The 18,272-nt window shown below is 74.5% G+C and carries 13 protein-coding genes and 1 pseudogene; 8 read left to right on the top strand and 6 right to left on the bottom strand.

Annotation, left to right across the window (positions count from 1 at the left end):
• From I6A60_RS28960 to I6A60_RS44205, 3 genes are all read left to right on the top strand, one after another.
• Positions 1 to 871, top strand: an 871-nt coding sequence (locus I6A60_RS28960; RefSeq protein WP_203055748.1) for a glycoside hydrolase family 3 C-terminal domain-containing protein, incomplete at its 5' end; no start/stop codon positions are given.
• Positions 872 to 1,049: 178 nt separating this feature from the next.
• A complete protein-coding gene (locus tag I6A60_RS28955; RefSeq protein ID WP_203012242.1) occupies positions 1,050 to 2,216 on the top strand; it encodes an ATP-binding protein in 1,167 nt (388 codons plus the stop codon).
• 219 nt (positions 2,217 to 2,435) lie between these two features.
• Positions 2,436 to 4,166 (top strand): flavin-containing monooxygenase, encoded by a 1,731-nt coding sequence (locus I6A60_RS44205; protein WP_374113509.1) that lies wholly within the window; start codon positions 2,436 to 2,438, stop codon positions 4,164 to 4,166.
• Here the strand turns inward: I6A60_RS44205 and I6A60_RS28945 are convergent.
• Positions 4,056 to 4,865: pseudogene (locus tag I6A60_RS28945) on the bottom strand (acyl-CoA thioesterase); the annotation flags it as partial. The gene I6A60_RS44205 and the pseudogene I6A60_RS28945 overlap by 111 nt on opposite strands.
• A gap of 260 nt (positions 4,866 to 5,125) precedes the next feature.
• On the bottom strand, positions 5,126 to 5,335 hold the full coding sequence (locus I6A60_RS28940) for a hypothetical protein (protein WP_203012241.1): 210 nt from the start codon (positions 5,333 to 5,335) through the stop codon (positions 5,126 to 5,128).
• A gap of 592 nt (positions 5,336 to 5,927) precedes the next feature.
• Here I6A60_RS28940 and I6A60_RS28935 point away from each other — a divergent pair.
• The 3 genes from I6A60_RS28935 (at position 5,928) to I6A60_RS28925 (ending at position 11,259) form a co-directional block, all read left to right on the top strand.
• Positions 5,928 to 6,098: a hypothetical protein gene (locus I6A60_RS28935; protein WP_203012240.1), complete on the top strand. Its 171-nt coding sequence runs from the start codon at positions 5,928 to 5,930 to the stop codon at positions 6,096 to 6,098.
• Between the two features lie 623 nt (positions 6,099 to 6,721).
• A complete protein-coding gene (locus I6A60_RS28930; protein WP_203055747.1) occupies positions 6,722 to 9,370 on the top strand; it encodes a GMC oxidoreductase in 2,649 nt (882 codons plus the stop codon).
• Complete coding sequence (locus tag I6A60_RS28925; protein ID WP_203012238.1) at positions 9,367 to 11,259, top strand: hypothetical protein; 1,893 nt, start codon at positions 9,367 to 9,369, stop codon at positions 11,257 to 11,259. The genes I6A60_RS28930 and I6A60_RS28925 overlap by 4 nt, the downstream gene beginning before the upstream one ends.
• A gap of 78 nt (positions 11,260 to 11,337) precedes the next feature.
• Here I6A60_RS28925 and cobT read toward each other — a convergent pair whose 3' ends face one another.
• The 3 genes from cobT to cobU form a co-directional block, all read right to left on the bottom strand.
• Entirely contained in the window at positions 11,338 to 12,450 is a 1,113-nt protein-coding gene (gene cobT, locus I6A60_RS28920) for a nicotinate-nucleotide--dimethylbenzimidazole phosphoribosyltransferase (RefSeq protein ID WP_203012237.1), read from the bottom strand.
• Between the two features lie 156 nt (positions 12,451 to 12,606).
• Positions 12,607 to 13,953: an adenosylcobinamide-GDP ribazoletransferase gene (locus I6A60_RS28915; RefSeq protein WP_203012236.1), complete on the bottom strand. Its 1,347-nt coding sequence runs from the start codon at positions 13,951 to 13,953 to the stop codon at positions 12,607 to 12,609.
• A 153-nt stretch (positions 13,954 to 14,106) separates the two neighbouring features.
• Positions 14,107 to 14,730 (bottom strand): bifunctional adenosylcobinamide kinase/adenosylcobinamide-phosphate guanylyltransferase, encoded by a 624-nt coding sequence (gene cobU, locus I6A60_RS28910; RefSeq protein ID WP_203012235.1) that lies wholly within the window; start codon positions 14,728 to 14,730, stop codon positions 14,107 to 14,109.
• A gap of 117 nt (positions 14,731 to 14,847) precedes the next feature.
• Here cobU and I6A60_RS28905 point away from each other — a divergent pair, with 117 nt between their 5' ends.
• Positions 14,848 to 15,090 carry a hypothetical protein gene (locus I6A60_RS28905; protein WP_203055746.1) on the top strand — a complete coding sequence of 81 codons (243 nt, stop codon included), beginning with the start codon at positions 14,848 to 14,850 and terminating at the stop codon, positions 15,088 to 15,090.
• Between the two features lie 137 nt (positions 15,091 to 15,227).
• Here the strand turns inward: I6A60_RS28905 and I6A60_RS28900 are convergent, their stop codons facing one another.
• Positions 15,228 to 15,947, bottom strand: a complete 720-nt coding sequence (locus I6A60_RS28900; protein WP_013426317.1) for a response regulator transcription factor — start codon at positions 15,945 to 15,947, stop codon at positions 15,228 to 15,230.
• A 589-nt stretch (positions 15,948 to 16,536) separates the two neighbouring features.
• On the opposite strand from I6A60_RS28900, the gene I6A60_RS28895 reads away from it, so the two are divergent.
• The gene (locus I6A60_RS28895; RefSeq protein WP_238436460.1) at positions 16,537 to 18,168 is read left to right on the top strand and encodes an aldehyde dehydrogenase family protein; all 1,632 of its coding nucleotides are present in this window, start codon (positions 16,537 to 16,539) and stop codon (positions 18,166 to 18,168) included.
• Positions 18,169 to 18,272 lie beyond the last annotated feature (104 nt).

Below are 18,272 nucleotides of genomic sequence, written 5' to 3'. Positions count from 1 at the left end.
GTCGCCGCCACCGGACGTGGAGTTCGAGTCGGCCGTCGAGCTGGCTGCGGCGGCTGACGCGGTGGTGGTCGTCGTCGGCACCTCCGACCGGGCCGAGAGCGAGGGCGTCGACCGCACCGGGCTGGCGCTGCCGGAGGGCCAGGACGAGCTGGTCCGCCGGGTCGCCGCGGTGAACCCGCGCACGGTCGTGGTCGTGAACGCGGGCGCGCCCGTGGCGCTGCCCTGGCGCGACGAGGTGGCCGCGGTGCTGCTGTCCTGGTTCCCGGGCCAGGAGTTCGGCGCGGCGCTCGCCGACGTGCTGCTCGGCCGGGCGGAGCCGGGCGGCCGGCTGCCGACCACCTGGCCGGACCGGGCCGAGGACTGCCCGGTCCTGTCGGTCACCCCGGTCGACGGGGCGCTCGACTACGCCGAGGGCGTCCACCTGGGCTACCGCGGCTGGGCCAGGCGGGACGGGCCGGCGCCCGCCTACCCGTTCGGCCATGGGCTCGGCTACACCACCTGGTCGTACGAGGCGCTCGACGCCACGGCTGTCGTCCGGGCCGGCGAGTCGGCCCAGGTCAACGTCACCGTCCGCAACACCGGCGCGCGTCCCGGCCGGACGGTCGTCCAGGCCTACCTGAGCCGGCCCAGTTCAGGGGTGGAGCGCCCGGCGCTGTGGCTCGCCGGGTTCGCGGCCGTCGACGCCGCCGCCGGCCAGGCCGTGACCGTTCCCGTCCGCCTCACCGGCCGCGTCTTCGAGCACTGGCGGCCCGCCGCCGCCGGCGCCGACGCCGGTTGGCTGGCGGAGCCCGGCGCGTTCGAGCTGCGCGTCGGCCCGTCCAGCGCGAGCCTGCCGCTCGGCACGACGCTGCTGGTGACCGTCGACGACTGAGCCGCCTGGGGCCGCTGTCCACGGATCGGACTGACTGTCATGGAGGCGACTCGGCGGTTCGCCCATCCTTCGACCGGGTAGGCCGGGAAAAGCACGGAAATAATCCTGAAGGACCTACGGAGCGACGGGGAAGACCTTTGCGCGCTTTGTCCAGTGGTCCGCCGGCCAGGGGACGCGAGTGACCGACCGCGACACGAGCCCGCAGGGCGCGGTCTTCGAAGGGGAACCGCCCGGCGGTGGCGGCCGACCCGACGATGAGGTCCTCGTGCAGTTACGAGTGGACGCGTCCCCGGACGCGGTGCCGCGGGCCAGGCGGGTACTCGGTGCCGGGCTCGCGAACGGGTCTCCGCCGGTCCGGGACCTGGTCGGGGACGTGAAGCTGCTGGCCGGCGAGCTTCTGACGAACGCGGTTCTGCACGGAGCGCCGCCGGTCGACCTGCGGGTCGTCGCCCGGCCCGACTGCCTGCGCCTGGAGGTGGCCGACACGAGCCCGGTGGCGCCGCTGCAAGCCCGGGGCGCCGCCGACCTGATGACCGGCCGCGGCCTCGCCCTGGTGGCCGGCCTCGCCGCGCGCTGGGGCACTCTGCTGAACGGTCATGGCAAGGTTGTGTGGGCCGAGCTCGATCTCGCCGACCAGCCGGTGCCGCTGACGCTCGCACCCCAGCCGACGGCACCCCAGCCGACGGCGCCAGAAGCGACGGCGCCACCGCTGGGCGCGCCAACCCCGGCGCGGCCGGCCGCCGGACCCGTGACGCCGCTGTCGCCGGTCGCGGCCGAGCCGTGGTCGCCCCGCCAGGCCGAACCGACCGCGGAGCCGCGGTACCGCGTCTGCCTCGGGGACGTCTCGACGGAGCTGCTGCTCGCGGCGAAGAGCCACGTCGACAACATCGTGCGGGAGTTCGCCCTGGCCGCGTCGGGCGCGACCAGCGGGGAGAGCTCGGCCGTCCCGCCCCGGCTGGCCGAGCTGATCAGCCAGGTGACCACCGGGTTCGCCGAGGCCAGGCGGATCATCCGTCAGCAGGCGATCGAGGCCGCGGCCGCCGGGCAGCGAAGCACTCGCCTGGAGCTCTCGCTGCCGGCGAGCGCCGCCGACGCCGGCGAACGGTACCTGGCCGCGCTCGACCAGGCGGACGAGTACGCCCGGCAGGCCCGGCTGCTGACCCTGGAGGCGCCGCCGCAGCACTGGGCGTTCCGGCGGTGGTACGTCTCGTCGCTGGTGGACCAGCTGCGCGCCGCGGCCGACGGACGACCACTCCCAGAGCCGCCCAGCTTCGAGGAGTTCCTGCGCCAGGGCGACAGCTCACGGGCGCTTAGCCGGCCCACTCTCGACGCCGAGACGGCCTGAGCCGCCGCGGCCGCTCTGGCGTAGGGCCGTTCGCCACCGTGCCGCTGACCGATAGTCACCTGATGGACGCGAAAGGTTTCCATCTGTTCGCCCAGGGCGTCCGACCTGGGCCGATGTCCGCGTTCCCGCCCGGATTCCGCCCGAAGGGCCGCTGAGCGACCTACCGTCGTCTTCGAATGGACTTGCCGCAATGAGGCAGGTCAGCGGACGGGGGCGGCAATGGTGGGTCGACCGGTCGAGCACCTGGACGTACTGATCATCGGGGCCGGTCTGTCCGGCATCGGGATCGCCGTCCACCTCAAGGACCACCACCCACGCCGGGCCGTCGCCCTGCTGGAGGCGCGCGGCGCGCTGGGCGGCACCTGGGACCTGTTCCGCTACCCCGGCGTCCGCTCGGACTCGGACATGAGCAGCCTCGGCTACGGGTTCCGGCCGTGGACCGAGCCCCGGCTGATCGCGGAGGGCTCGGCCATCCTGCGCTACCTGGCCGACACCGCCCGCGAGCACGGCATCGACGAACGAATCCGCTACGGCCACCGTGTCGTCGCGGCCAGCTGGTCGAGCGAGCAGGCCCGCTGGACCGTCGACGTGGAGCTCACCCGCGACCGGGCCGGGCCCTCGGACGAGGGCGCCGGCGGGCCGTCGGTGCCGCCCGGCGAGCGGCCGCCCCGGATCCAGCTCACCTGTGACGTGCTGGTCGCGGCGACGGGCTACTACCACTACGACCGCGGCTACGAGCCGGACTTCCCCGGCCGCGCCGCGTTCACCGGCCGGGTCGTGCACCCGCAGCACTGGCCGGACGACCTCGACCACACCGGCGCGCGGGTCGTCGTGATCGGCAGCGGCGCGACCGCGATGACGCTGGTGCCCGCGCTCGCCGAACGGGCCGCCCGGGTCACGATGCTGCAGCGGTCGCCGACCTACGTCGTCTCGATGCCGGCGGTCGACCCGGCGACGACCCGGCTGCGCCGAGTCCTGCCCGACCGCTGGGCCGCCTGGCTGGTCCGGTGGCGCAACATCGTGCGCCAGCAGCTGCTGTTCCGCCTGAGCCGGTGGCGCCCCGAGCTGGTGCGCCGCACGCTGCTCGCCCGGGTCGCGCGGGCGCTGCCGCCCGGCTACGACGTCGCTCGGCACTTCACCCCCCGCTACGACCCGTGGGACCAGCGGCTGTGCCTGGTGCCCGACGGCGACCTGTTCGCCGCGATCCGGGGCGGACGCGTCGACGTCGTCACCGACGAGATCGACACGTTCGTCGACGGCGGGGTCCGGCTGCGCTCCGGCGCCGAGCTGGCCGCCGACCTCGTCGTCACGGCGACCGGACTGCGGCTGAAGATGTTCGACGGCATCCCGCTCACGGTCGACGGTGCCCTGGTGCCCGTGCCGGACCGGCGGATGTACAAGGGCCTGATGCTGGAGGGCGTGCCGAACTTCGTCTTCGCCTTCGGCTACACGAACGCGTCCTGGACGCTGAAGGTCGACCTCGTCGGCGAGCACCTCGCCCGCCTGCTGCGCCATCTGGACCGCCACCGGCTCCAGGCCTTCGTCCCTGAGCCGGCCGATCCGCCCGGCGAGGCGGGCGAGGGGTCCTACTTCGACTTCAGCTCAGGTTACGTGCTGCGAGGCGCGTCCGAGCTGCCCAGGCAGGGCGAGCGTGGGCCGTGGCGGACCCGGATGAACTACCTGGCCGACGTGCGAGCGCTGCGGTTCGGCCGGGTCGGCGGGCCCGAGCTGCGGTTCGAACCGGTCCCGGCCCAGCGTCGCTCAGGCGACGTCGCGGAACAGGCACTCCTGGACGATGGTGGCCACCAGCCGGCCGTCGCCGGAGTGGATGGTGCCGTTGTAGAGGCCCCGGCCACCGGCGGCGGACAGCGGCGTGACGTCCATGAGGACCCAGTCGTCCAGCCGGACCGGGCGGTGGAACCAGACGGCATGGTCGAGGCTCGCGCCTGAGTGGGAGCGTCCGTCGTGCCAGGCGGCGAGCCCGCCGGACACGTCGGACAGGTACGTCAGCACGCTCGCGTGCAGCAGCGGGTCGTCGGTGAGCGGCACGGTCGCGCGGGCCCAGAACCTGGTCTCCCAGTCGGCGTCCGGATACGGCTGCGCCGGGCGCCGGCATTCCACGTCGAACAGCCGGGGGAGCTGCAGCCGCGGCAGCGACGCGGGCGACTCGGTCGCCGGCGGCGGCCCGGACTGGCGGTCGAGGCCGGTCTGCGGCCGGTGGAACGAGCAGGACATGTTGAAGATCACCTGGCCGCCCTGGATCGCGACCACCCGGCGCGCCGAGAACGACCGGCCGTCCCGGTCCCGCTCCACCCGGAAGATCGCTGGCCGGGCCGCGTTGCCCCGGCTGAGGTAGTAGCCGTGCAGCGAGTGCGGCATCCGGTCGTCCGGCACCGTCCGGCCGGCCGCCAGCAGCGCCTGGGCCGCGACCTGACCGCCGAACAGCGAGTAGGGCTCGTCGAAGACGGCGGTGGTGCGGTACAGGTCCCGGTCGAGCTCCTCCAGATCCAGCAGGTCGAGCAGGGTGACGCCGGCCTGGCCCGGTGGCACGGTCCCGTCGTCGAACGACCTGCCCGCGCTCCGCGCCGGGTCCAGGCTGACCGCCTCGGCCCCGTTCGGTCCGTCCACCCTGTTCGGTCCGTCCACCATGCTCATCGCTCGCCCACCGCCCTCGCTGCCAGCCCCACGTCCACCGTCGCCGGGCCGCGCGTCCGTCGACAGAGGCGCGCCGAGCATCCGTGCGCGCGAGGGGACTGGACCAGACAGGCGACGTTCGTCGAACGTCCTACGTGAACGTATCGGTCGATCATGGTCGGGCTGGGTCTGGCGTGACCGTCACTACCCTGGGCGGCCACCCATCGGGCGAACAGGGGCGATGCTCGGGCCGGCGGAGTCGCCGGAAACCCTGATCAGACGGCGTCGGAGGCCGGCCGGGCGCCGCGGTGCCAGTGGCCCGCGTGGTCGGGCGACTCGCGCGGCGCGGGCAGCCGGCCGACGGAGCGCCACCGGTACCCGGCCCGGCTCTCGGCCGGGTCCCCGTCCCCGCGCAGGCGCAGCAGGTCCTCGTCATTGGCCGCCGCGATGGCCGCGGCCACCCGCCGGAGCTGGTGGCGCAACACGCAACCTCCCGTCGCGTCGGCGCCGCGTCACCGCGGTTCGCCGGTCTGGCCGTTCGCCCCTGCACCGAACTTCTACCAGAGAGTAAAGGAACGGCGACGCTGTGACGCGGCTCGCCGTGTTGTCCTCGGTTGGCCCTCTGCCTTGGCCGGTTCGCCCCCTGAGCCGGCGGGGATGGCGCTGCGTGGTCACGCTCGGTGGCGGGACGCCTTGGCGGGCCCTGTTGACCGGTCGAGACGCGGGCGGCCCCGGCGATACCGCCGGACCGAGCTCATCGGCGGCCCGCGGCGCTCGCTCTGTTCCCGGCGATGACCTGCGCGAAGGCGTCGGACGGGCGGACCCGCGACGGCCAATCCAAAGGAATGCGCGGAGTGCGGACGGAATGGGAAAGCCTGTGACTGGCGCCACTGAAATGGCCGGTATTCCCAGGTGATTGTGGTCCGGGACACGTGGCACCGATGGCGTTGTGCGCACGCTTCTGGTATGCGTTCCAGCTCACGTCGCGGAAGCTCGAAAACTCTGGAAAGAAGGTTCAGAATAAGTGTTGCGGCCATCGGAAAGCGTTAGCCGCCACACCTGTCCCAGGAGCCAGACATGCGAAACGAGACTTCCCCCATCGAGCGCCTGCTCACCACTGCCAGCGCCCGTCGTGCCGCCCGTCGCGAGCGCCGGGCCCTCGAGAGCTACCTGTCCCAGGACGCCCTCTCGCCGAACGCCCGGCAGGAGATCGAGGTCATCCTCTTCCGCCAGGGCGCTGCCTGGTAAGAACGCCAGTCGAGCCGTGGGCGGCCTGCCCACGGCTCCCCAGTGGCCTCTGTCACCTTTCTTCGTCCTCTCGATAGCCGCTTTACCCGAGTACCCGACGGCCGTTGTCGGACGGAGGGCCATTCGGCTCGAATGCGGCCGGGCAAGAGGCCTGGCAACAGCCATCCGATCGGCCGTCAGACGCCGCTCGGATGGCCCGCGTAAACCCGCCGGCCGACGCCGGCGGCGGCGCACCTTTCGGAGCCGGCCAGGATTGCCTGGGCGGCTCCGGGTGTTTTACGCCACGGTCCGTGCGCTCCGCCACTTCATTCAACTCGGCCAGGCCGCCAACTCCAGTCGGCTTGCCGACTCAATTCGGTCGGCGCCCTTCGCCGCCATCGGGCCGTGGCGCCGCGACCGGCCTCGTGAGATGGCCCTGCCGGGACCGGGCGCCCCTGCGACCGGCCGCCGGTCCTGTGGGTTCGGCGACGTGATGATGCGCTGGGGCGCAGCGGGTTGAGGCGAGACGCGGAGCGCCGACGCTCGGCGCGGGTCCCCGCCCCTTCGACAGAAGGCATCCGGTCGACTACCGTGCGCTACGAATCGGTGCTGACCGACTGTCGCAGCGAAGGGGCCGAGGCCGCATGGTCCGCAAGTCCGCGCCCGAACAGGTCGAGACCGTCGTCGTAGGGTCGGGCTTCGGTGGATCGGTCACCGCGTTCCGGCTCGCCGAGGCCGGGCGCGACGTGTTGGTGCTTGAACGTGGCCGGGCGTACCCGCCGGGCTCCTTTCCTCGTTCGCCCGCCGAGCTGGCCGGGGCCTTCTGGGACCCCGACGCCGGCAGGCATGGGCTCTTCGACGTCTGGTCCCTCGGCGGGAGCGACGCCGTGGTGTCCGCCGGCCTGGGTGGCGGCTCGCTGATCTTCGCGAACGCGCTGGAGCGAGCCGAGGAGCGCTGGTTCGCCCGAGCGGACTCGCCGGGCGCCGGCGCGGCCGGCGCCCGCGGGGCCGGCGCGTGGGGGCGTGGCGCAGGCCCGGGCCCCGCCCCCCCCCGGGCCCCCCCCCGCCCCCCCCGGCCGCTCCGGCGCGGCGACCTGGAGCAGCACTACGACGCCGTCGAGAAGATGCTCGGCGCGACGCCGTTCCCGGCCGGCCGGCCGGGCTACGAGAACGCCGGGCGTCCCGTCGCGGTACGCGCGGCGGCGCAGCGCGCCGGACTGGACTGGCACGCGCCCGCGCTCGCCGTCAGCTTCGGCGTGCGAGGCACGACCGCCCCGGGGCTCGCGCTGCCGGAGGCCGCCTACGGCAACGTGCACGGCCGGGCCCGCACCACCTGCCAGCTCGCCGGCGACTGCGTGCTCGGCTGTAACCACGGCGCCAAGAACAGCCTCGACCACACCTACCTCTCCGCGGCCGCCTACCACGGCGCGGAGATCAGGACCCGTTGTGAGGTGCGAGGGATCGCGCCCGACGGTGACGGCGGCTGGGTCGTCAGCTACGTGGAGCACCACCGGGCCGTCGACGGCACGCCGGTCGACACCGTCGCCCTGCCGATGCGGGCCGTGCGCTGCTCCCGAGTCGTGCTGGCGGCCGGTGCGCTCGGCTCGACCTATCTGCTCCTGCGGGCCCGCCCGGGCCTTCCGGCCGTCAGCCCGCTGCTGGGCCACGAGTTCAGCGGCAACGGCGACGTGCTCGGGCTGGTCGTCGGCGCCCGGCACGGTGACCGGCCGGCCTGGCCGGCCGGCGGCGCCCCGACCATCACCGGCGCGGTCCAGCTGCCGGCCGCGCTCCAGGGCACCGGACCCGGCTTCGTTCTGCACGACGCGGGCGTCCCGGCCTTCCTGTCCTGGCTGCTCGCGGCCCGCGAGGTGGCCCTGCACGGCTCCGGTGGCCTCGGCCTGCCCGGTCTGCCCGCCGGTCTGGGGCTGCCCGGTGTCGGCCGCTCGCTGCGGCTGGCCAAGGACGCGCGGGACTGGGTGGCGACGCGGCTGTTCGGTGGCGCGGGCGGCGACCTGCGGGGTCGGCTCGCCCGGTTGGCCGACGCGGGTGCCGGCGCCGAGCCACTGCTCGCGCTGCTCGCGGTCGGCCGCGCCGGAACCGACGGGGTGCTGCGCCTGGACGGTGACCGGCTCGCCGTCGAGCGTTCCGGGGCCAGCCACGACGAGTACCTGGAGCGGGTCCGCGCGACGATGGCCGAGCTGGCCGCCGAGCTCGGCGGCCGCTTCGAGGCTGGCCCGGGGACCGCGAACCAGCGGACCACCGCGCACCCGCTCGGCGGCGCGTCGATGGGAACCAGCGCGCGGGACGGCGTCGTCGACGAGTTCGGGCAGGTGTTCGGACACCCCGGCCTCTACGTCGTGGACGGGGCGGTCTTCCCCGGTCCGGTCGGCGCGGCGCCAGCGCTCACGATCGCGGCCTTCGCCGACCGGGCCGCCCAGCGGATGGTCGCCGACGGCCGTCGCCGCGCCAGGACGGTGCCCCGGCCGCGAACCTCGCCGGGCACTCGTGCCCTCGTCGTTCCTTCCGGCACGACCCGTACCAGGACGGCCCGGTCGACGACGTCCGCCAGGGCCGGCGGTTCGGCGTCCGGCGGCGGTTCGGTGTCCGGCGGTGGGTCGGTGTCCAGAGCGGCCACGAGCGCGGACCGCCGGACGTCCGCCCCCAGAACGAGCAGCGGGACGAAGGGATCCACGGCGATGAAGGCGTCCACGACGGCCCCCACCGGGAGCCGGGCGGCGGGCACGAAGACCGCCACCACCCAGGCACGGCAGAGCACCGGGACCGACACGCCGAAGGCGGCCGCGCCTCAGCGCACGCCCAGGGCCGCCGCCCAGACGGGCGGTGCGAAGCCCGCTGGCCGCGCGACGACGGCGAAGCCAGCTGCCCGAGCGACGACGGTGAAGGCCGCGGGTCCCGCGAGTACGGCGAAGGCGGCCGGGCTGGCGACGACCACCGATGCCTCCGGCCGGGCGACCACGGCGAAGGTCGCTGGCCAGGCGCCCGCGGCGAGGGCAGCTGGCCAGGCGCCGACCGCGAAGGCTGCTGGCCGGGCGAGTACGGCGAAGGCCGGCGGCGCGGGTGCCAAGGCGTCGAGCGGTGGCCGTGGCGTGACCAGCCGTCCGGCCGGCGAGCGCACGCCTGGCAAGGGGTCGGTCGGCGCGAGCGGACCGAGGTCCGCGGCGGTCGACGTGCCGCTTCAGGCCGCCGGTCCGGCCGGTTCGGCGGTGCGGGGCGCCGCGCCTGGCGCCCCAACGGGCGGCGCCGGTGCGCGCCGGGCGGCGGTGGCCCGATGACGGCCACCCCGCGGATCGCCGTCACGCTGATCCACGGCGTGGAGACGGCCGACGCCGGCTACGGCGACCGGGCCGTCGAGCTGCTGCGCCGGGCGTTCGCGAAGCATTCCGGCGCCGACCCGGACGAGGCCCTGATCGTGCGCCCGACCTTCTGGGCGCCGGTGCTCCAGTCCGCCGAGGACGAGCTGTTCCAGCGTTGCTTCGGCCCGGGCCAGGCGCGCTATGTGCGCTGGCTGAAGCGCCAGACGAGCCGGGTCGACCATGGCTCCCGGCTGGCGATGCTCGCGCTGTCGTCGTCCGCGTTGCTGCCGCGGGTCCCGTTCGCCGGCCCGCTGCCGTGGCCGACGCTGCGCTGGGTCACCACCGAGTTCGCCGGCGACGCGATCGCCTACCAGATCGCCGGCGAGCGGGACCACACCGTCTACGACGCGATCCACACCCGGGTCGCGGTGGCATTGCGGGAGCTGGCCGTCGCGGCCGGCCCGGACGCGCCGCTGTGCGTCCTCGGGCACAGCCTCGGCTCGGTGATCGCGAGCAACTACTTCTATGACCTGCAGGTCGAGCACGGCCAGTACCCGCGCGGCGGGCCGTTCGCCCAGGCCGGTGGCCCGACCGGTCCCGGCCGGGTACCGCCGCAGCTGCGCGGCGCGGCCGACGAGCGGCCGGAACCGCGCCGGCTGATCCCGGCTGCGACGCGGCTGGCGATCGGCCCGGCGCCGTCCCCGCTGGAGCGTGGCGAGACCCTCACCGACCTGATCACCCTGGGCAGTCCGCTGGGGCTCTACTCGCTGCGTTCGCGCGGCTTCCACCGGCCGCTGCTCGTGCCTGCGCCGGCCGCGGCCGGTCTCGACGGCGAGCCCGATGGCCGGCTGTCGAGCCCACGGCGGCGGGATGCCCCCGGCCGGCCGGGGGCCGGCGGCTGGGTCAACGTCTACTCGCCGTATGACCTCGTCAGCCAGCCGTTGCGGCCGCTGTCCGAGGAGTACCGGCTCGCGGTCCGCGAGGACCTTCGGATGACGGTGGGGCCCTGGTGGGCGGCCCGCGGTCCGCTGTCGCACGTCTGGTACTGGAACGACCCCAGGATCGCTGATCTGGCCGGCCGCGCGTTGGCCCGCACCTGGCGCGCGCATGCCGGCATCCCCGACGGCGCGCCGGCCCAGCGCGTCGCCCGGCGTCCCGCCGCCCGCCCCGCCGACGCGGTCGGGACCGCGGCCAGCCGCCTGAACACCCGGGCCGTGACCCCGTCCTCGACGGCGGCCGGCTCCCTGAGGCCCGGGGCGCCGAGGTCCGAGTCCTCGAAATCGGTCACCTCGAAGTCGGTCACGTCGAAGGCGGTGACCCCGAAGGGAGCGACCCGCAAGGCGGCGACCCCGAAGGGAGCAATCCCGAGGACGGTGACCCCGAAGGCGGCGACCGCGAGGGTGGTGACCATGAGGGCCGAGCCCGCGAAGACGCGAGCCGGGAAGCCCGGGGTCGTGAAGCCCACGCCGCTGAAGGCCACGGCCGCCAAGGCCGGGACCGCCAAGGCCACGAGCCCTAAGGCCGGGACCGCCAGGGCCGGGGCAGCGAGGCCCGGGACGTCCAAGGCCGCACCCGCGAAGCCGACAGCGGGGAAGGCTGCTGCCGTGAAGCCCACGCCTGTGAAGGCGGTCGCGACTGCGAGACCCGCGACCCTGAAGGCCGCCGCGGTGAAGCCTGGGCCGGTGAAGGCCGCGACCGCGAAGCGAGGGCCCACGAAGGCCGCGACGATCACGGCAACGAAGGCGGGCGCCTCCGCCGGCTCCGGCCGTGCCGCGGCGAGGTCCGGCGCACCGCGCCGAACCGCCGCGCGCGCCGGCCTCAAGGACCAGCCGGCGACGCCACGCGGAGCCACCGACGACGCTCGCTGACCATGTGCCCGGGCCCCGTGATCGGGGCCCGGGCACGTCGGACATCCCGTCGAGCGGATGGGCCGAGCCGGCCGGGGACTACTCCTGCCCGGCGGTCTTGTCGGTGACGCCGGCGCCGTCGAACGTGGCGACCTCGGCGAGGATGCGGGCCGCGGCCTGGATGACCGGCACGGCCAGCACCCCTCCGGACCCCTCGCCCAGCCGCATGCCCAGGTCGAGCAGCGGCACCAGGTCGAGCGCGGCCAGGGCAGCGGACGCTCCGGGCTCGACCGACCGGTGGCCGGCGAACATCGCCGCGCGGGCGGCGGGCGCGAGCCGCGCGGCCACCAGCGCGGACGAGCAGGCGATCACCCCGTCGAGCACGACCGGCACCCGGGCGGCCGCGGCCGCGAGCAGGTACCCGACCGTCGCCGCGTGCTCCACGCCACCGACCGCCGCCAGCACCCCGAGCGGGTCGTCCGCCGTGACGCCGTCCGCCGTGGCGCGCCCGACCGCGCGGCTCACGACGTCGACCTTGTGCGCGAGCGTCGCGTCGTCGATGCCGGTGCCGCGCCCGGTCACCGCGGCCGGATCGGAGCCGAGCAGCGCGGCGACGAGCGCGGCCGACGGCGTGGTGTTGGCGATGCCCATGTCGCCGGTCACCAGCAGGTCGTGCCCGTCGGCCAGCAGGCCTTCGGCGACCGCGGCCCCGGCGGCGATCGCCGCCAGTGCCTCGGCCCGGCTCATCGCCGGCTCGACCGTGATGTCACCTGTGCCGGCGCGCACCGAGCGGCGGTCCAGCCCAGGTGCCGCGGCGACGACGGCCGCGGCCTCCTGCGACATGCCGACGTCGACCACCCGGACCGTCGCGCCGACCTGGCGGGCTAGCGCGTTGACGACCGCCCCACCGGCGAGGAAGTTCGCGACCATCTGCCCGGTGACCTCGCGCGGCCACGGAGACACGCCCTGGGCGTGCACCCCGTGGTCGCCGACGAACACGGCGACGGCCGGGGCGGCCGGGACGGGCGCGGGCACCACCGCGGCCAGCGCGGCGAGCCGGACCGACACGTCCTCCAGCTGCCCGAGCGAGCCGCGCGGCTTGGTCAGCCGGTCCTGGTGCTCGCGCGCGGCCTGGGCGACGGTCGGGTCGGTCGCCTCGATACGGGCGATCAACGCGTCGAGCGCAGCCGTGTCCGGCGATTCGGGACTCATCTGGCGCCTCCCTCGGTCCGGCCCGGACGTTACCGAAGGTCCGCGGTCCGCGGCGGCCGAACGTGACCGACGAACCGCGGTCCGAACGGGCGGCGTCCCCGACCGGGACCGGCCCCGCGACTGAGCGCGGGAGCCGGCCCCGCCGGTCGCGTGCGGCTAGATGCCGCCCCAGGCGATGATCGCCCCCACCGTCAGCAGGGTGACGGTCGTGGTGATCTCGACGAGGGCGCCGAAGACGTCGCCGGTGATGCCGTCGAGCCGGCGGACGCTGTGCCAGGTCACCAGCCGGCCGGCGGCGAGCCCCACGAGGACGGCGAACGGCAGCCACAGGGCCCGCGCGAGGCTGGTCGAGGTCAGCGCCAGCAACAGCCAGCTGAGTACCAGGGCGGCGCCCACGGCGGCCGCCCGAACGCTGGCCGGGGCGGTCCCGGCGACAAGCGCGCCGAAGCCGCCGGGCCGGGCCGGTGGTACAGCCGGGCGGGCGGCGTCGAGCGCGGCCAGCCGGCCGGCCACCGCCGCGACCACCAGGACCACGAGCCCCTGCGCCCGGCTCGCCGACGCCATCACCGTCAGCACGCCGCCCAGCTGCAGTAGCAGGACGGCGATCAGCGAGGTCACCCCGAACGGCCCGATGTCCGAGCGCCGCATGATCGTCAGCGCTTCCTCGGCGGGCCGTCGGCTGCCGAGCCCGTCTGCCAGGTCAGCCAGCCCGTCGAGGTGCAGCCCCCGGGTGAGCAGGGCCATGACGCCGACCCAGGCCACCGCGCCGAGGAAGCCGGCACCCGTGCCGTAACCACGCCAGAAGATCAGTGAGACCGCCCAGCCGACGAGAGCGAGCAGCCCGCCCAGCACCGGCAGCCAGCGCAGCGCCCACCCGGCGAGTCCCGTGTCCACGGCGTCGCGTCCGGTCCGGTTGGCCGGTACGGGGATCACGGTGAACATGCCGACGGCGAGCGGGAGCGCGCGCAGCGCGGCCGGCTCGCCGCCCGCGCCCCGGCGCCGGCTCGCCGCCGGCGTCTCGGCCCGGCGGCCGCGCAGGGCCGTGACGCCACCGGCGGCCCGCTCGCGGACCCAGCCGACACCGTCGCCGACCCGACGGCCGAAGGCCGCCGTTGCCTGGGTGGGCGGCCGCTGCCCCGAGCTGGGCCGAGTCGAGGGGGCGTCGGCGGGATAGCCGTCGGCGCCCGGCCGGGCTCGGTGACCGCCGCTGGTCGGGACCTTCCAGCCCCGGCGGGACTGACGCTGGTCGGGCACGTCCTGGTCGCCGTAGGACATCAGGCCCTCGACGCCCACGTCCTCGACGTCGCCGCGTCGCCAACCGTCGGCGTTCCCGGCTGTTGGGGCGCCGGGTATCGGGGTGCCGGGTGCCGGGCGCCTGGGTGCCGGGCCGCCGAGGGGCTGGGTGTAGTTACCGGTGTCGTCGCCGGGGTCGAAGCCCGCATAGCGCTCGTTCGGGTAGCCGGGCTCGTCGCCGGGGCCGCCACCACCGTCCGGTGTCGTCATGGCCGGTCCTCCTCTGCCGCCGCTTTCGACGGTATCGACGTACAAGGTGGTTTTCGCGTGCCCATGCACGCTCCGCGCCAGGTGGTCCCTGATCATCCTGCCTCATCTCGGGCAGGCCGCCCAAGCCCGACACTCCTGCGATGGCCGGAGAAGTCAGCGGATACGTAGCGGAATGCCGGCAGTGCACAGCCAGACCTCGTCCGCGACCGCCGCCAGCCTGGTGTTGAGCCGGCCGAGCTCGTCCCGGAACCGGCGGCCGGACCTGGTCGCCGGGACGACTCCCGACCCGACCTCGTTCGTCACGGCGACGACGTCGATCGTCGTGGCGGCCCAGGCCGCGACCAGGCCGTCCTGGGCCCGGGCGAGCGCCGCGTCGGCCGTGGTGGCAGCGGCGCCGCCGGCCTCGTCGGCGGTCCAGATCCCGCTGGCGTCCATCGCGGCCGTCAGCCAGGTGCCGACGCAGTCGAAAAGCACCGCGCGGGGACCGGCCACGGCCGGCTCGGTGGCGAGGATGCCGGCGGCGTCAGCGGTCTCGACCGTGGTCCAGCTTGCCGGCCGGCGTGCCTGGTGGGTCGCGACCCGGGCCGACCAGTCGGGGTCGTCGGCTGTGGGCACGGCTCCGGTCGCCAGGTAGACGACCTGGGCCCGGCCGGCGAGCATGTCCTCGGCCAGCTGGGACTTGCCGGACCGCGCACCACCGGTGATCAGAACCCGGCGGCCCGGCGCCGCTGGGCGGGCCGCTCGGCGCGCGAAGGGCGGAAAACGTCGAAAGCTCACCCGTCCGAGGATGCCCCGGACCGGCTGTCGACACGGCCGGCGAGGGCGGCTGAGCGCGCGCGGACGGCGATCGCCGCCGACGCGAGGGCCGCCGAGGCGGCGGCGACGGTCGCGGGCGTGGCCGTGGTAATGCTCGCGGTGGCTGCGGCAGCCCGTGACGACGCGGCGGCGGCGGGCCCGGACGCGGCGGAGAGGGCGCCCGAGGCCACCGCGGCGGCGACCCGCGCGGTGAACGCGACGGCGGCCACCGAGCCGACGACGGCGGCCGTCGCGGCCGCCGACACCGCGACTGTCGCCGTCGACACGGCCAGGGCCGCTGTTCCTGCCGCCCGCCGTGCCCTGGCCGCGCTCGCCATCTGACCTCCCGGGGCCGGTGCCGCACCCTCGTCGACGGATGCACCGCTGCCGCCCACAACATCGTGACACGCGCGGCCCGGACACCGGCAGACCTTCGTCGGCGCGAGAGCGACCACCTGCCGATGTGCCGGCCCGCGGTCTTACTCGATGTCGAAGAGGCCCTGGCGGACGGCGTACATGACGGCCTCCATCCGCGAGTGCAGCTGCAGCTTGTCCAGGATGTTGCGGACGTGGTTCTTGACCGTGTTCTCGCTGATGAACAGCTTGCGCGCGATCTCGCGGTTGGCCCGGCCCTCGGCGACGAGCTTGAGCACCTCGAGCTCACGGGCGGTCAGGTGCGGGGTGTGCAGCCGGGGCCGGTCGTCCGTGCCACGGGCGATGCTGGCGAACTCGGCCATGAGCTTGGACGCCATCGACGGGCTGATCAGGCTCTGGCCATGGTGGACGGAGCGGACGGCGTCGGCGACCTCGTGCGGCGGGATCGACTTGAGCAGGTACCCGACGGCGCCGGCCTTGATCGCTTCGAAGAGATCGTTCTCCTCGTCGCTGACCGTCAGCATGACGATCTTCACGCCCGGAACGGCCCTCTTCACGCCCCCTGTGGCGGCGATCCCGTCACGCAGCGGCATCCGGACGTCCATGAGCACGATGTCCGGCGTGGTCCCGGCGGCCAGCGACACGGCCTCCTGGCCGTTGCCGGCGCGGCCGACTACCCGGATGTCATCTTCTATCTCCAGGACGGTCTGCAGGCCCTGGAGGAAGAGCTCATGGTCGTCCACTACGAGAACCCGGATCGGACTCGTCTGACGGATCGGGTCGGCCTCGGCGGCGGCCGACGGCGGAACGACACTGGCCGTCATCACACACCCGGAAATCTACGAACGGATCGTTCGGAAGTAACTAATGGGACTACCGGCGAATAGCGGTTCGAGTACCTGTCCACTCTACGTGATGAGACGTGTACCAGTGGTTGCGTCGACGTTCGTGCCGTGTCATGCCGCGAGTCCCGGTGGCTCCGCCGGGCTGAATCCCGCGTCATCAAAAGATGTCCGTCGGTAGCGTCGCTCGACGCGCGATGGTGCTGGCCAGCGGGCTGTGCCCGCTGCTGGCCGCCTCCGGGCCGAACGCTTCCGACATGACCGGATGATACCTCTGTGAACCGGAATCTTTTGCCACAACACCGACGAGACGGGACGGTTCCCTGGATTCACACGGACCGGCGTGACGTCCGTCCCAAGCAGCCCTGTCCGTTGATCGCCGGGCCCGTAACCAGGCCGCCTCTTTCTATGAGACTTCTTTACGCATTTTCTGCACTGGATGCCGAATTGCCGCGAGCCTGCCGCGGGGTCCGCGTGTCTGCACGCGACAGCGATATCCGCGCACCCATTGGCTGATCGACTCCGGATGCCCCCGATGGCGTCCGGGCGCGATCTGGCGCACCGTGCAGACATGGTTACCGCCGCGGGCGCGCGTCGCGCCACCAGCACCGTCCCCGGCGATCAGCCCGCCGGCCGGGCCGATCCCGCCGCGAGCCGTCGCCTGCGGCTGAAGCCCGGCACCGGCTGGGACGACGTCCTCGCCCGGGCCCAGGCCGCGGCGCCCGAGGCGTTCCACGACGGCCGGCTGCTCAACCTGTGGGGCGGCAGCTGGCGCCCGACCGGTGTCCCGCTGTCGAGCAGCGTCTCGCCCGTCGACGGCCGCCCGATCGCCGGTCCGCCGATGATCGAGCTCGGCGAGGCCCGGGAGGCGATCGGCGCCGCGCTCGCCGACCACCGGGCCTGGCGGGACGTGCCGCTGGCCGAACGCAGCGCCCGGGTGGCCGCCACGGTCGACGCCCTCGACGCCCACCGGGACACGCTGGCGCAGCTGCTCGTCTGGGAGATCGGCAAGCCGTGGCGGCTGGCCAGGACCGACGTCGACCGGGCGATCGACGGCGTCCGCTGGTACCTCGACGAGATCGGCGGGATGGTCGCCGAACGTACCTCGCTGCCCGGGCCGGTCAGCAACATCGCCAGCTGGAACTACCCGATGAGCGTGCTCATGCACGCCATGCTCGTCCAGGTACTCGCAGGCAACGCCGCGATCGCGAAGACGCCGACGGACGGCGGCGCGGCCTGCCTGACGTTGGCCTGCGCGCTCGCACACCGGGCCGGGCTGCCGGTCTCGCTCGTGTCCGGCCCCGGCTCGCGGCTGTCCGGAGCGCTGGTCCGGGCGCCCGAGATCGGCGCGCTCGCGTTCGTCGGCGGCCGTTCGGCTGGCGGCCAGGTCGCGGCCGCGCTCGTCGACACCGGCAAGCGGCACTTCCTCGAGCAGGAGGGGCTCAACGCCTGGGGTATCTGGGAGTTCTCGCAGTGGGACCTGCTCGCCGGGCACCTGCGCAAGGGCTTCGAGTACGCCAAGCAGCGCTGCACGGCCTATCCGCGCTACGTGGTGCAGCGCCAGCTGTTCGACGAGTTCCTGAAGATGTACCTGCCGGTCGTCGAGTCGATCCGGTTCGGCCATCCCCTGGCGGTCGGCGCCGACGACGAGGACCTGCCGGATCTCGACTTCGGTCCCCTGATCAACTCGCTGAAGGCCGCCGAGCTCGCCAGTCGGGTCGACGAGGCGATCATGAAGGGCGGTGTCCCGCTCTACCGAGGCAGCCTGGCCGACGGCCGGTTCCTCGCCGGGCAGGACACCGCCGCCTACGCCACACCGACGGCCATCCTGTCCCCGCCGACCTCGTGCGCGCTGCACCACGCCGAGCCGTTCGGGCCGGTGGACACGATCGTGCTGGTCGACTCCGAGGCCGAGCTGCTGGCCGCGATGAACGCCTCGAACGGCGCGCTGGTCGCCTCACTCGCCTGCGACGACGAGGACAAGGCCCGTCGGATGTCCGCCGAGCTGGCCGCTTTCAAGATCGGGATCAACAAGCCCCGGTCCCGCGGCGACCGCGCGGAGCCGTTCGGCGGCCGGGGCGCCTCCTGGAAGGGTGCCTTCGTCGGCGGGGAACACCTCGTCCATGCCGTCACTGTCGGCGCCGACCCCCACGAGCACCTCTACGGCAACTTCCCGTCCTACTCGCTCTACCCGGAGACGTAGCAGCGCGCCTGGCGGGCTCGGCGACGGTGGCCCGCGTCGCGTCCCGCTCATGATCGTCGTTTCGGCCCTCCAGTGGTTGCAGCCGGGCGCGATTCACGACCACT

Origin of the sequence: Frankia sp. AgB1.9 (assembly GCF_016786355.1) — a bacterium.
GTDB lineage: Bacteria > Actinomycetota > Actinomycetes > Frankiales > Frankiaceae > Pseudofrankia.
This window is presented reverse-complemented; position numbering and strand designations above follow the sequence as displayed.

What these genes read in the sequence shown, in the direction of transcription:
- I6A60_RS44205 (WP_374113509.1), top strand. Translation starts at nt 2,436, where the DNA reads ATGGTGGGTCGACCGGTCGAGCACCTGGACGTACTGATCATCGGGGCC.
- I6A60_RS28930 (WP_203055747.1), top strand. Translation starts at nt 6,722, where the DNA reads ATGGTCCGCAAGTCCGCGCCCGAACAGGTCGAGACCGTCGTCGTAGGG.
- I6A60_RS28915 (WP_203012236.1), bottom strand. Translation starts at nt 13,953, where the DNA reads ATGACGACACCGGACGGTGGTGGCGGCCCCGGCGACGAGCCCGGCTAC.
- I6A60_RS28895 (WP_238436460.1), top strand. Translation starts at nt 16,537, where the DNA reads ATGGTTACCGCCGCGGGCGCGCGTCGCGCCACCAGCACCGTCCCCGGC.
- cobT (WP_203012237.1), bottom strand. Translation starts at nt 12,450, where the DNA reads ATGAGTCCCGAATCGCCGGACACGGCTGCGCTCGACGCGTTGATCGCC.
- I6A60_RS28900 (WP_013426317.1), bottom strand. Translation starts at nt 15,947, where the DNA reads ATGACGGCCAGTGTCGTTCCGCCGTCGGCCGCCGCCGAGGCCGACCCG.
- I6A60_RS28925 (WP_203012238.1), top strand. Translation starts at nt 9,367, where the DNA reads ATGACGGCCACCCCGCGGATCGCCGTCACGCTGATCCACGGCGTGGAG.
- I6A60_RS28935 (WP_203012240.1), top strand. Translation starts at nt 5,928, where the DNA reads ATGCGAAACGAGACTTCCCCCATCGAGCGCCTGCTCACCACTGCCAGC.